The organism is Dietzia sp. (assembly GCF_036741115.1).
Taxonomy (GTDB): Bacteria; Actinomycetota; Actinomycetes; order Mycobacteriales; family Mycobacteriaceae; genus Dietzia.
In genome coordinates this window covers 1-12,485 of record NZ_DAINST010000029.1, presented here as the reverse complement: position 1 = coordinate 12,485, position 12,485 = coordinate 1, and the positions used below count along the sequence as shown (strand labels likewise).

Here is a 12,485-nt window from a genome sequence, read left to right as displayed (position 1 = left end):
CAAAGTCGCCGCGAATCGTCGACGGGGTCGGGTGGGGCTTTCCGACTCTTGGTTTGTTAAGTCGTGAACGCAACCGACTTCGTCGGCCGCGTCGAGTCGCCAACGTCGCGAATATCGCGCTGGACGGTCCCAGATCTGCGAGAGAGCGCGTTCTGGAATGTGACATGGCAGGGGCCCGTGGTCCGGCCTTGGCTGCTTGTGGTTGCGGGAAGTCACCAAACTTAATCGCCGGGCACAGTGCGTGTTGTTCCATCGGGAAATTGCTCGACTATTTCGCCGTTCGAATTCAGCGCCACGGAGGATAGTCCGAGTGCGGCCCGCTGCTCGGCGTAGTTGGTCGCAGCCAATCTGCTGGAGATTCCCGCATCGACGACGGTGTCGAAGATGAGCGTCTCTGTCGCGCAAAGATCCTCCCTGCCGAGCTCACCGGCGAGAGGGCGCTGGGCTTGTCGCGCCCTGGCCGGGACGCCTTCTGTAATCGCTCGGCCGATGCGCGCCCCATGCTCGAGCTGCGCAGTGGTAAAGCGCTTGTTGCGGTACGCAGCATTGTCTGCGGCATCAACAAGCTTGGCGAAGAACTAGTCGTGGCCTTCCGGTGCGTTGACCATGTGCTTTCCCGTCTCGGCGATTGCGCGCCAAGTTCTTCCTTTGCACCCAGCCAATCGGTACGTCGTCCGGCTGCGACGTGAACGGACTACGGGCGACCATGGTAACGGCGAACCACCAAGTGTCTCGAACGTATCGAGGACAAGGTTAGGGATCTAGCGACGCATTACCGGCGTCCAAGCGAATAGGAAAAACAGCGTTGCTGCAGTTCAGCGAGGTCGAGTAAAGACCTCGCTTGGCTCTTGGATGTTCTTGCTTGCGCGAATAACAACAGTGTGATTTGATTAGCCCAATCGGAGAAACCATCACACGCTGGTGAAGTAAATAGTGAAGTGAATAACTGAATAGACTGCGTGGAAGGTCCACGTGGTTGTTCTCGCCCGCAAATAGGGTGTGGACAGTGATCGCACCACCACGTGCAGGAAGGTTGTTTCTCTGATGCCAGATAACCGCGTACCCATGAGCAGGTATGGCGCTCCCAGACGAGTGTCGATGCCACGCTCCCCATGGGACGCGGTTGATGTTCATTTGAGGCTGCCCGCGTGGCTCGCTGGCCCGTTGTATGCCACGGCCCGGAAGCGTCGAGCGACGGTAAGCAGTGTCGTCGTGTTAGCGATGGCAACGTATCTGGGTGTGGACGAGCCCGCCGAGGACGGTGGTGCTACGCCGTAGATGCCCAGCCCGGCGGGACGAGAAACCCGAACCAGTACCCGCGACCGCGTATCGGTCGTGACGTGGGGCCAATCGTCGTTAGAAATGACGAAAACCCGGGCGGCAACCCGGGTTTAGGTCCTGAACAGCAGCCACAAACTGCTGAATCACTCAGTTATCGAAACTCAAAGGAGTCTCTCTATGTGTAGTTTGTCGTACCCTTTTCACCTTGTCAACGCAGAGGCACGGGGCGAGCTCTGATGGGCAGGTTTCGCGCGCCGGCAGCCACCATCGACCCTGACGACAACGAAGGCCCGGACGAGGCGGTCGAATCGGCCGGGTTTGGGCTGGTGCGGTCCTCGCCGGCCCCGGTTGGCCGCAATGATTGGGGTTTCCCGGTTCGCGGCGGCGCCGACGGAGCAGGAACCGACGCTGATGACGCGCTCGCTGCTCGCCGCCAACGCCTCGAAGTAGCCAATATGGTCATCCCGGCCTCTCCGTGGAGCGCCGAAGCCAAGCACGCCGCGATCGAACTGCAGCTTCGCACTCGCGAACCGAGGTCGACGAAAAACGATATCGGGGCGTGCGCGGCACTGGCCAGGTATTTCGTCGACGAGGCACTCGGCGCCGGCACATTCTCGGTCGAACGGGCCTTGCGGCGCAGCGCGATCGACCGATACATCGCCGTCCAGCGTGAACGCGGTATAGGCGAAGGCACTTTGCGGTCACGGCGCACCCAGCTGCGGGCAGCGGCCCGGATCGTGCACCCCGGTGAACATGTCGCCGGCGAAGAACACCGGTTGGGCCGGAGTCGAGCAAAAATTCCTGCGACCCACGCCGAGGTCGCGTCCTGGTACCGGCTGGCGCAGACGATCTCGGCGCCGAAGGCCGCGGTCATGACGATGATGCTCGACCTCGGCACCGGGGTCGGGGCGCGGGCGTCGGAAATGAATCGTCTCACCGGTGAGGACGTGCGCGTGCACCGGCTCCCCGAGGGCGACGAGCTTGTCGCGGTGACGTTGACGAATTCTCAGGGGCGTCGCCGCGAGGTTCCGTTTTTTGATTCTCGGCAAGGCGGCCGTGTTCTGGCGCGTGCCGAACAGGTCGGGACTGGACCGCTGTTCGCCGGCGATCGCAACGTGCTCAATCGTGTGCGTGAGCACCTCGTGCGCAAAGGGCATCGCACGGAGTTTCACAGCGCGCGACTGCGCTACCGCTGGATCGTCGATCTGGCGGCGATGCCGCTCCCGCCGGCAGCGTTCATTCAACTCGCCGACGCTTATGAATCCCCTGATGTCGGTGATCTGCGCCCGTTTTTGCCGACCTACCGCGTCGATCAGCACGTACGACTTCTCGATTCCCACAGAAAGGACGCCTGACATGGCCCCGATTTGTACTATTCCCCGGCCGTCATGGTCTGACGCGCTGGTCGAAGAAACTCGCCAGATCATTAAGAGCTCGAACGTTGTGGCGATGATCGCCGGTTGGATGCACGAGGATGGCATCCGCACCGGGGGCCGATCGTCGAAGTCGGCGTTCACCCTCGACGCCGTCCTGACGATGATGGCGATGCTCGTATCGTGTGGCTGCCCGGTGACATACGCGTCGATCCTGCGCGGACTCTACGCACTCACCGACGACCAGCTGCGCCGCGTGGGCATGACATTGACCACCCACGAACGGGCCGCCGCGGCAGATCAGACGAGTTTCAAACGCGAGTTCCATCGTTTCTGGGCGTGGTGTCAGCTGCGGCTACAGGTCATCGACCCGTCGCCGCACTTGGAGGCGCGGCGCGTGACCAACCACGCCCGCGCCAGCCGCATCGCCCGCACCACCCCGGCGGAAGCCTCCCGAGCCGCGACGAACACCGAGCGCCTCCACACGGTGTGTAACGCGCTGTTGGGGGCCTCGATCCAGCCGGGCGCGCTTGACGATTTCGCCGGAAACCTCGTCGCCGACGGGTCGATCTTCCAGGCCAGTCAGCTCGTCGCAGGCATGGGCTCCAAACCCGGCAAGAAACGTGCCGCGGCCCCCGGCTCCGGTTTCTACCTGCGGCAACGCTCTCACGAGCTCCACACCGACGACATGAGCGCAAACCGCGCCCAAATCGGGAAAATCGGTTACGGATACGAGACCACCGTGATCACCTCGATAGGGTCACTGACCCAGCCCGGGCTCGTTCCGCGGCTCGCGTTGGCGATGGACCTACATACCCCGTCCGCAGGGTCGACGACGTCGGTGCTGCGCTGCATCGATACCGCGAAGGTGAACGGACTTATCCCGCCGCGCCGACCACGAGCCGCACCACGCACTCTCACGGTGGATATGGGGTATCTCGGCGATGCCGCCTTTGCGCGCGGCATCCTCGAGCGCGACTACCATCTGCTCCACGCCTATCCCAATCGCCGCACCTCGCGCGGCACCGTCCGCGGGGCGTACACGTTCGCCTCAACAGACCCAGGCCGCCGCAGCGTCGACGCCCCCAGCCCAGGGCCGATCATGGACCAGGGCGAATTCTATTGCCCTGCCGCGGCGCATCTGCTCGGCGAGCACGTGACCAAGCGGCGCCGCGATCTCGTTGCTACGAGCGGAGGCATCGCCCAGCACGACCGGCGACTGGCCGAGCGGCTGCCGTTCGTCATGGGCCGCACCACCGGCCTGCACCAGGGAAACAAACCAGATAGCAGCGGTCAGCGGCCGTGGAAAATCGGGCTGCAATGCCCCGCCGTCCAGGGCCGGGTCCGCTGTCCCCACATGGCCAGCGTCGCCGCCCGCGACGCCACCATTCCCGAGGCCAAGCCGACCTGGGAGCGTGAGCAGTACCGCTGCTGCAGCGGGCAAGTCGTGGTCACACTGACTGAACAGCAGATCAAGACCGTGCAGGCCGCGTCCACTCCCGGGTCCTGGGAACACACACTCGCGCTCGAAAACCGGCGCGCGGTAACCGAATCAAAGTTCGCGCACGTCAAGAACCGCAGCGTCAGCGGGGTGACGGCTGTCAATCATGGACCGAGACGCGAACCGCTCATGGCGATCACTATCGCGCTCGCACTCGTCGCGAGCAACGTGTCGATGCAGAAGGGTTTTGTCCCCGATGCCACGAACGTGCTGCGAAAGGGCATGACCTTTCTCGACTGCGACCTCGGGCACCCCGTGACCAGACGCCCGCCGCTGACCTGAACAAGCATCGAACCATCGAAGGCGCCCGCGGCGAGCAGAGCATTCCTGCCGCGGGCGCCTTCGCACTCATCACCCAGTCGACGGTTTAAGACCAGCCGATGCCTACGGGACCGACTCCCCCACGTGAAGCAGGACATTGCCAATGGGATTCATCGACATTTGTCGAGAATCCAGAGATCAGGACTTCTCCGTACAGGGAAAACCGCCAGGGCGGAGGTGTCGAGTTGGAGCGTACATCTCCGGACGCTTCGGCTGACCATGAAACCATGAAATTGGCGGACAAATTAAAGGGTAACGACGACCCGCCCCCACAACGATGGGCGGCGGCGCAGACCGCGGCGACTCGGTGGAATCAAACCGCGGGAGCTCAGCTGCTGGTGGTTGATCCGTCTCCCGCAGATCGGGACTTCATCAAGGCGCTTCAGGCTCACGGGACCGCCGTCACCTGGGTGGGCTCCACGCTTCATGGACTGGTCGAACTGGGGCGGCGCGAACCCGTGGCGGTCATCGTCGGCGCGGAGGGTCTCGGAGCGTCTGCTGTGGACTTCGTGGAGGCGGTCCGAGAATACAGCGCAACATTCACGCTCGCCGGCTTGAAAATGGCGGACGACCCGTCGGCAGAGTCCCTCCGATCGGCAGGGGCAGGCGCAATCATTACCCGTCCCTATTCTGCTGTCGATATTTGGGAGATACTCGAGCGCAACGTTCAGGAACTAGGCGAACGCCTCCACCTCACCTTCGGCCCCGTTGAGCTGGACTCTTCTGCGTACACGGTCACGATCGACGGCGTCCGCATCGGAGATTTGCCTCTGAAACAGTTCGAGTTACTTAGGGCCCTGATGCTCAGCGCCCCAGGGATCCTCTCTGATCAGGAACTACGATCAAGGCTGTGGGGAGACGCAGACCCACAGCCCAACACCGTCCATGTCCATGTTGGCCGGCTTCGAGAACGACTCGCTCGAGCCGTAGAGATCCGCCGCATTCGTGGCCAGGGCTATGCGCTCGCTCGTGTCTAAGTGTTCTCGGGACCATGCGCTACATCCGGGTCCCCGGCTAGGTGGTCGAGTAGAACTACTCGGCGCGTTGTCGATCGCTACTCATCTTCGCCATGGGGGCCCCTAACGGTGGTTGCGTCTATTTCACGGATTTATTGACTGATTCGGCGATCTCCCGGGCTGCCTGTTTGGCATAGGGTCCCACGCCGGTGATCGTTGCCGCGCCAGGGCCGGTCCAGTCGCCGTAGCCGACCACATGGAGGCCCGGATGCTTCGGCCGACCGTGGTCGAGCAGTCGGCGTATCGGCCCGATCGCGGGGCGAAAACCCGTGCACCAGATCAGGTGCTCGGTACCGACCTCATCCAGTGAGGTGAACATCGGCGTGGCCTGCAACCGGCCGGTGTCGCGGGCGCGGCGCACCTCTGGCAGTACGACGATGTCTCCCAGAGCCGAGTCTGTCCCAGGATCGGGCTCCCCGCGCTGCAGGGCAAGGGCACGTAGCCGGTTACGGCGAAAAAGCACTCGTCCATCGACCTCATCGGGCATCCAGCGTGGTGGCTGACGGGTGTACCAGGTCACCTCGGCGACGCTCGTGAGTTCTGCGGCGATCTGGGCGCCGGAATTCGCGCCGCCCACGACCGCGACCGTGGTACCTCGAAAGGGCGTAGCACCGGGGTAATTGGCGGAATGCCACTGCGTGCCGGCGAAGATTCCCGGGTAGGAGGGAACAAAAGGAGCGGACCACGTCCCGGTGGCCGCGACCACGTTCTCAGTTGTCCACGACTTCGTTCCCGCCCGAACGTGATAGATGCCGCCCTCGTACGTCACCTCATCGACCGCGACGCGGCGCTGGACCGGAATCCGGTAGCGCTGTTCGTAGGCAGCAAGATAGTCCACGACATGTGCGGCCGGTGGAAACCCGTCGTAAGGGGGCATCGGCCAGCCCGGCAGGTTGGAGAACTCGGCGGTGGAGAACAGTCGCAGGGACGGCCACACGTGCAACCATGCCCCGCCGGGGTTGGGTTGATCATCGAGAACGAGGATGCCCACCCCTGCCCTCAGCAGATAGTAAGCGGTGGCCAGGCCTGCTTGCCCACCGCCGATGATGATTGCCTCGCGGTGATCTGCCGTGCGGTCTGCGTCAGAAATAGTAATCAGCTCCTGTTCACGTTCGGGCACTTAGCGCTGCGGCCATGGTGAGCAGGACAGCCATGATGATCGCCATTGCGGGGTACCCCCCGACGAGACTGGCCAACAAGGGTCCGGACACGGGCGCGAGTGCGGTGACGGCGGTCATCGGCGCGTTGAATAGGGCGTTGATGGCGCCGAAGTTTTGGGTGCCCCACCGGTCGGAGACGGCGGTGGCCTGAAGAAGGGTGTGGCAACCGCGGGCCGCGCCCGTGCCGACGGCCAGCGCGACCAGTATCCAGGTCGGGCCGGGAACGGTTGCCAGACCCCACAGGCCGAGTGCGCCGGCGCCGAGGATGACCAGGGTGCGGTGTTGGGGTGTGGTTCTACCCGTCAGTGCTGGGTAGCCGAGGCGGCCGATGACTTGTCCTGCGCCCACCAGTCCGAAGGCCAGTGCTGCGGTCGAGTAGTCGATTCCTCGTTCCAGCAGCAGTGGGATGAGGTTGATCGTGACGGCGAATAGCGTGAACGTGGCTACCGTCATCACTACTTGCAGGGTGATGAATTGGCGGGTTCTGGTGACTTGGCGGATCTCGGTTCGGGACTGCTGCGCGGTCGGCTCGCTGCCGGTGTCTGACCAGGTGGAGTTGAGAAAGAAAGCATGCAGGGGCACAGATACGGCGGCGAGGATGCCGGCCATGATGAGGTAGCTGGTGCGCCAGCCGAACTGCTCGATTAGGTAAGCGGTAAGTGGGGCGAACAGGGTGGAGGAGAGCCCGGCGACGAGTGTGAGCGTCATTAGGGGGCCGACCCGTCGCGGGCCGTACCAGCGGGTGATGACAGCGAAGGCGGGCGGGTAAAAGACAGCCGATTGGGCGAACCCTGCCGCCAGCCAGGCCAGATAAAATAGGGGCAGGGTGGGCGACCACGCCACCAGCGTCAGGGCAGCCACCCCGATGACCGCTCCGAGGGTCATCACCGTACGCGGGCCGCGGGCATCGAGGATCGAGCCAACTTTCAGTCCCGCGATCGCCGAGACGACCAGCCCGGCCGACAGTGCCCCAGTGATGGCGGTGTCGCTCCAGCCGGTCTCCTGGGAGATCGGTGCGACTGCGGCGGGCAGGGAGTAGAACAGCAGGCCCCAACTGGTGGTCTGCGCGATACACAGCGCCGCGAGCCCGCCGCGGGGCCGGTCAGGCATATGCGGTTTCGCAGCTCGTGGAAGCACTGGATCGAACGTAGTGTGTGGCCACTGGGTCGCGGTGGGTTACTTCTGAACCGTTGCCCACCAGGCGCGGACTCGCTCGTCGATGTCGTCGACGATCTGGTTAGCGACCTCGGGGCCCTGACCTGCGGGGTCTGCGAGGTCCCAGTCCAGATAGTTCTTGCCCGGATAGACGGGGCACGCATCCCCGCAGCCCATGGTGATGACGTAGTCGGCAGCCCTGACCACGTCGTCAGTCAGCGGCTTCGGGAACGCCCCGGTCATGTCGATTCCGCGAGACTCCAGCGTCTCCACCACGTGGGGGTCGACCTCGCCAGCCGGCAGGGAGCCGGCTGACCAGACCTCAACGCCGCTACCGGCGTAGTGCTGGAGCAGGGCCGCGGCGATTTGGGATCGGCCAGCAGTGTGAACACACACGAACAGCACTTGTGGGACGGTCGACTGGATCTTGCCCTGTGACAACGCCAGTGCACGGAGCCTGTCTGAGGCGAAGTTTCGGGCCAGCGCCGCGAGGTACCGCTTGATCGTCGCCGTGCGAGCCAGCGCGGTGTAGGACTCGAAGACGTACCGCTCTATGGTCTCGGCCGAGAACATGCCCTCGTACGTTCGAGCGAGGTCAGCGGCCGTGCGCTGCAGGACGTGGACGTCCAATTCGGGTGCGTCGATAGTCATGACGGGGACCTTTCAGCAGCAGGAAGAGGTGGAGGGGGAGACCCCGAGCGAGATCAGCTGCGAGGATGCCGGTGCATCGCACGAGCCACCGAGGTCGGTGGAGCAGACCCCGGTCTCGGGCAGGTCCAGTTGCACATCATCTGCAGCCACGCGGTCGCCGGCCAGGGCGGCGGCGATGGAACGGACCTGCTCGTAACCGGTGGCCATGAGGAACGTTGGTGCCCGGCCGTAGCTCTTCATCCCCACGATGTAGAAGCCGGACTCAGGATGCGCCAGCAGGCTCTCGCCATGCGGCTCGACGCTTCCGCAGGAGTGGAACTCCGGATCGATCAGCGGCCCGAGCTGATACGGAGCGTCCACGGCCGGGTCGAGAGCGAGCCGAAGCTCGGACAGGATGGACAGGTCGGGGCGGAATCCGGTGGCCGGGACGAGTAGGTCCACCTCGAGTCGAGTGGGACCCTGTGGGGTGCTGGCGTGCACGGTCAGATTGTCGGTCTTCGGGGTGAATTCGGTGATGGTGAAGGAGGTGTGGACCTCGATCACTCCGGACTCGACGGCTTCGCGCAGGCGGGTGCCGAGCGCTCCGCGGGCCGCCAGTTCATCGCGGTCCTCGCCTCCGTAGACGCTCGACACGTCCGGGGTGCGCACCGCCCAGCTGATCCGCGTTGCAGGGTCCTGCTTCGCGAGGTCAACCAGGTCGAGCAGGGTGTTGGCGGCCGAGTGTCCGGCCCCTACGACCAGGACGTGACGTCCGGCGAACCGGTCGCGCTCTGACCCGGTCACGGCCGGAAGCGGCGCGGTGATCAGGCCCTTGTCGATCGCCGCGTTCTCACCGGGTGCGGGTAGACCGGAGCGGCCGAGCGGATTGGGCTGGCCCCAGGTTCCGGAGGCGTCGATGACGCTGCGGGCCCGCACATCGGTCACGGCGCCATCAGCGGCCTGGACTCGGACCAGGAACGGGGTCTGCTCGCGGCCCGCCGAGCGGGTCTTGTCGATTCCTTCTCTGGACACCGCCACCACGCGGGCACCGGTACGGATGACATCGTCACCCAGGACCTCGGCGAGCGGAGCCAGGTAGCGCTCGACCAGTTCGTGGCCGGTGGGCAGCGCCTCGGGATCGGGCTCGGTCCAACCGGTGGGTTCGAGCAGCCGGCGGGCGGCGGCGTCGATGTCGTACTGCCAGGGCGAGAACAGGCGGGTGTGCCCCCACTGCTCGATAGCGGCGCCGATGGTGGCGCCGGCCTCGAGCACTAACGGGGTCAGACCCCGTTCTCGCAGGTGCGCGGCCGTGGCCAGCCCCACGGGGCCGGCGCCGATGACTACTACCGGAAGCTCCTTGAAGTTCGTGCTCATTGGGTGTTCTCCTTCGGTGAGAGTTCGGCGATCAGGTGGGTGATGCGCCGTTTGATGTCGTCGCGGATCGGGCGGACGGCATCTGGACCCTGCCCGGCTGGGTCGGCCAGTTCCCAGTCCTCGTACCGCTTTCCCGGGAAGACCGGGCAGGTGTCTCCGCAGCCCATCGTGATGACCACGTCGGCGGCCTTGACCGCGTCGGAGGTCAGCACCTTCGGTGTGGCGGTGGTGATGTCGATGCCTTCTTCTGCCATCACCTCCACCGCGACGGGATTGAGCTGCTCGGCTGGCTGCGAACCGGCGGAGAGGACCTCGATCCGGTCCCCCGCCAGATGCGAGAGGTAGCCGGCGGCCATCTGGGAACGCCCGGCATTGTGGACGCAGACGAACAACACGCATGGCTTGCCATTGGTGATCTCTGCGAGCAGATCGCGTACTCGGCGATCGATGTCGTCGCGGACCAACCGCATCCGCTCCATCCCCTCGATTCCGCGGGCGGAGGGCTCATCGGTATCCCACACCTCGATCGTGCCCGCCATCCCGTCGACCGGTTCGACCTGGGCTTCCTCCCCCAGAACGATCACGCGATCCACCCGCCGAAGCAGCTCGGAGTCGATGGCCGTGGGTGTCTGGTCGGACATGTCGGCGCCGAGCTCGGCGACCGCTTCCGCGGCTAGGGCGTTGACCGCGGAACCGGGCCGGGTGCCCGCGGAGTGGACCTCGATCGCCTCCCTGGCGTGCAGGCGCATGAGCGCGGCCGCCATCTGGGACTTGCCGCCGTTCTTGACGCATACGAACAAGACGCTGGGAGTGCTGGTCATGACCGGGCTCCTTCGGTGTTGCGGGCCGGGTTCGTGCGAGGTGGCGGGAGGGTTGGGTCTCCCGGGAACAGTTTCGGACCGGCCCAGAGCGCGACGTAGACGAGCCCGATCAGGACGGGGACCTCAATCAGCGGGCCGACCACACCCGCCAGTGCCTGGCCAGAGGCGATACCGAAGGTGCCGATCGACACCGCGATCGCGAGTTCGAAGTTGTTGCCCGAAGCGGTGAAGGCGACGCTGGTCGACTTGGCGTAGTTCAGCCCCACCGCCTTGGAGACGAACCAGCTGAAGAAGAACATCAGGACGAAGTACAGCAGTAGCGGCACGGCCATCCGGGCCACGTCCAACGGCTGCGAGGTGATCGCCTCCCCCTGCATCGCGAACAGCAACACGATGGTGAACAGCAACCCGTACAGCGCCCACGGGCCGATCCGGGGAAGGAAGGTCTCCTCGTACCACTGGCGTCCCTTCGCCCTCTCCCCCAACACACGGGTGAGGAAACCGGCCAACAGCGGTATTCCGAGGAAGACCAGCACGGAGATCACGATGGACCATACGGAGAACTGCGCCGAGGTGGTCTCCAACCCCAGCCAGGAGGGCAGCAGCTGGAGATAGAACCAGCCCAGGGCGCCGAACGCCACGACCTGGAACACCGAGTTAATCGCCACCAGCACCGCGGCAGCCTCCCGGTCCCCGCAGGCCAGGTCGTTCCAGATGAACACCATCGCGATGCACCGGGCGAGTCCCACGATGATCAACCCGGTACGGAACTCCGACAGATCCGGCAGGAAGATCCACGCCAACGCGAACATGAATGCCGGCCCGAGGATCCAGTTCAGGATCAACGACAACGTGAGGAGTTTGCGGTCGCCGGTCACCCTGCGGGTCTCGTCGTAGCGCACCTTCGCCAGGACCGGATACATCATCACCAGCAGGCCGATCGCGATCGGCACCGAGATGCCGCCGATCTTCACCGAGTCCAATGCGGCATCCAGGCCTGGGACGAAGCGCCCGAGCAGCAGGCCGGCGGCCATGGCCACAAGGATCCATGCGGCCAAGTAGCGGTCGAGAAACGACATCTTCTTGGCGACCGGCGCAACAGCCCGGGCTGTGGTGGTGCTCATTGGCACGAAACTCCCTCACATCGATGAACGTCTATGCTGGAGGCTATGCCCACATATCGGCATGTGTCAATGTATTGTTCAAAGTGAGGTGATCGAGGAAATGACTTCAGCAAACGACGTACTTCTGACTCGGACGCAGAACGAGTGCTGCCCCCTGTCATCAGCTCCGATCACCGCCGAGACCGCAGATCAGGTGGCGCGCACGCTCAAAGCACTGGCGGACCCGACACGCCTGCGACTGCTGTCCCACATCGCCGCGCAAGGCTGCGAGTCGGTGTGCGCGTGCGACTTACTCGACGTGGTCGACATCAGCCAGCCCACGATCAGCCACCACCTCAAGAAACTCGTCGACGCAGGACTCTTGACCCGAGACCAGCGCGGCAAGTGGGCGCACTACTCAGTCGTGCACGAGACGTTCGTCGACCTACGCCGCTTCCTAGACTTGGCCTGAGGCCACCCGGAGCGGTAGCCGTTTCACCAGTAGGCAATCCGGCCGGAGTCGCTACGCGGACCACGCAGCTGCAGCCCGCGAAAGTGAGTCGCTGCCAGAATGCAGGTGGCTGGATGCCTACCCATCTATGGCACGTACACCACGGTCGGTAACCAGAGGTTATGTTAAGTGCAGAGCTGGGTATTGCATCAGATAGATCACCTAGCCCCGGTGTTTCATGGGGATCTGCGGATCGCTGGGCGAAAATAGACCGAAGTGCTTCCTGAACAGGGGAAACT

The 12,485-nt window shown here is 64.4% G+C and carries 10 protein-coding genes and 1 pseudogene; 4 read left to right on the top strand and 7 right to left on the bottom strand.

Annotation, left to right across the window (positions count from 1 at the left end):
* Nucleotides 1–1,517: 1,517 nt before the first annotated feature.
* From V7E05_RS06400 to V7E05_RS06390, 3 genes are all read left to right on the top strand, one after another.
* Nucleotides 1,518–2,636, top strand: coding sequence for a hypothetical protein (locus tag V7E05_RS06400; RefSeq protein ID WP_333618839.1), 1,119 nt, complete (start codon nt 1,518–1,520; stop codon nt 2,634–2,636).
* Nucleotides 2,551–4,437, top strand: coding sequence for a hypothetical protein (locus V7E05_RS06395; RefSeq protein WP_333618838.1), 1,887 nt, complete (start codon nt 2,551–2,553; stop codon nt 4,435–4,437). The genes V7E05_RS06400 and V7E05_RS06395 overlap by 86 nt, the downstream gene beginning before the upstream one ends.
* 266 nt (nt 4,438–4,703) lie before the next feature.
* Nucleotides 4,704–5,453, top strand: a complete 750-nt coding sequence (locus V7E05_RS06390) for a winged helix-turn-helix transcriptional regulator (RefSeq protein ID WP_333618837.1) — start codon at nt 4,704–4,706, stop codon at nt 5,451–5,453.
* Nucleotides 5,454–5,571: 118 nt separating this feature from the next.
* On the opposite strand, the gene V7E05_RS06385 is transcribed toward V7E05_RS06390, so the two are convergent.
* The 7 genes and pseudogenes from V7E05_RS06385 to arsB all read right to left on the bottom strand — a co-directional run bounded on the left by V7E05_RS06385 (nt 5,572) and on the right by arsB (nt 11,756).
* Complete coding sequence (locus V7E05_RS06385; RefSeq protein ID WP_442891619.1) at nt 5,572–6,612, bottom strand: ArsO family NAD(P)H-dependent flavin-containing monooxygenase; 1,041 nt, start codon at nt 6,610–6,612, stop codon at nt 5,572–5,574.
* Nucleotides 6,599–7,762 carry an MFS transporter gene (locus tag V7E05_RS06380; protein WP_333618836.1) on the bottom strand — a complete coding sequence of 388 codons (1,164 nt, stop codon included), beginning with the start codon at nt 7,760–7,762 and terminating at the stop codon, nt 6,599–6,601. Before V7E05_RS06380 ends, V7E05_RS06385 begins: the two co-directional genes overlap by 14 nt.
* A 66-nt stretch (nt 7,763–7,828) precedes the next feature.
* Nucleotides 7,829–8,458, bottom strand: coding sequence for an arsenate reductase ArsC (locus V7E05_RS06375; protein ID WP_333618835.1), 630 nt, complete (start codon nt 8,456–8,458; stop codon nt 7,829–7,831).
* 12 nt (nt 8,459–8,470) lie between these two features.
* Entirely contained in the window at nt 8,471–9,811 is a 1,341-nt protein-coding gene (locus V7E05_RS06370) for an FAD-dependent oxidoreductase (RefSeq protein WP_333618834.1), read from the bottom strand.
* On the bottom strand, nt 9,808–10,206 hold the full coding sequence (locus V7E05_RS06365; RefSeq protein WP_442891620.1) for an arsenate reductase ArsC: 399 nt from the start codon (nt 10,204–10,206) through the stop codon (nt 9,808–9,810). The genes V7E05_RS06370 and V7E05_RS06365 overlap by 4 nt, the downstream gene beginning before the upstream one ends.
* A gap of 39 nt (nt 10,207–10,245) precedes the next feature.
* Nucleotides 10,246–10,632: pseudogene (locus V7E05_RS06360) on the bottom strand (arsenate-mycothiol transferase ArsC); the annotation flags it as partial.
* Nucleotides 10,629–11,756 carry an ACR3 family arsenite efflux transporter gene (gene arsB, locus V7E05_RS06355; RefSeq protein ID WP_333618833.1) on the bottom strand — a complete coding sequence of 376 codons (1,128 nt, stop codon included), beginning with the start codon at nt 11,754–11,756 and terminating at the stop codon, nt 10,629–10,631. The gene arsB and the pseudogene V7E05_RS06360, both read right to left, overlap by 4 nt.
* A 100-nt stretch (nt 11,757–11,856) precedes the next feature.
* Here arsB and V7E05_RS06350 point away from each other — a divergent pair, with 100 nt between their 5' ends.
* A complete protein-coding gene (locus tag V7E05_RS06350; protein WP_333618832.1) occupies nt 11,857–12,207 on the top strand; it encodes an ArsR/SmtB family transcription factor in 351 nt (116 codons plus the stop codon).
* The last annotated feature ends 278 nt before the right edge of the window (nt 12,208–12,485 follow it).

Excerpts from the sequence above, each read along its gene's own strand:
- V7E05_RS06400 (WP_333618839.1), top strand. The coding sequence starts at position 1,518 with ATGGGCAGGTTTCGCGCGCCGGCAGCCACCATCGACCCTGACGACAAC.
- V7E05_RS06380 (WP_333618836.1), bottom strand. The coding sequence starts at position 7,762 with ATGCCTGACCGGCCCCGCGGCGGGCTCGCGGCGCTGTGTATCGCGCAG.
- V7E05_RS06350 (WP_333618832.1), top strand. The coding sequence starts at position 11,857 with ATGACTTCAGCAAACGACGTACTTCTGACTCGGACGCAGAACGAGTGC.
- V7E05_RS06390 (WP_333618837.1), top strand. The coding sequence starts at position 4,704 with ATGAAATTGGCGGACAAATTAAAGGGTAACGACGACCCGCCCCCACAA.
- arsB (WP_333618833.1), bottom strand. The coding sequence starts at position 11,756 with ATGAGCACCACCACAGCCCGGGCTGTTGCGCCGGTCGCCAAGAAGATG.
- V7E05_RS06395 (WP_333618838.1), top strand. The coding sequence starts at position 2,551 with ATGTCGGTGATCTGCGCCCGTTTTTGCCGACCTACCGCGTCGATCAGC.
- V7E05_RS06375 (WP_333618835.1), bottom strand. The coding sequence starts at position 8,458 with ATGACTATCGACGCACCCGAATTGGACGTCCACGTCCTGCAGCGCACG.
- V7E05_RS06370 (WP_333618834.1), bottom strand. The coding sequence starts at position 9,811 with ATGAGCACGAACTTCAAGGAGCTTCCGGTAGTAGTCATCGGCGCCGGC.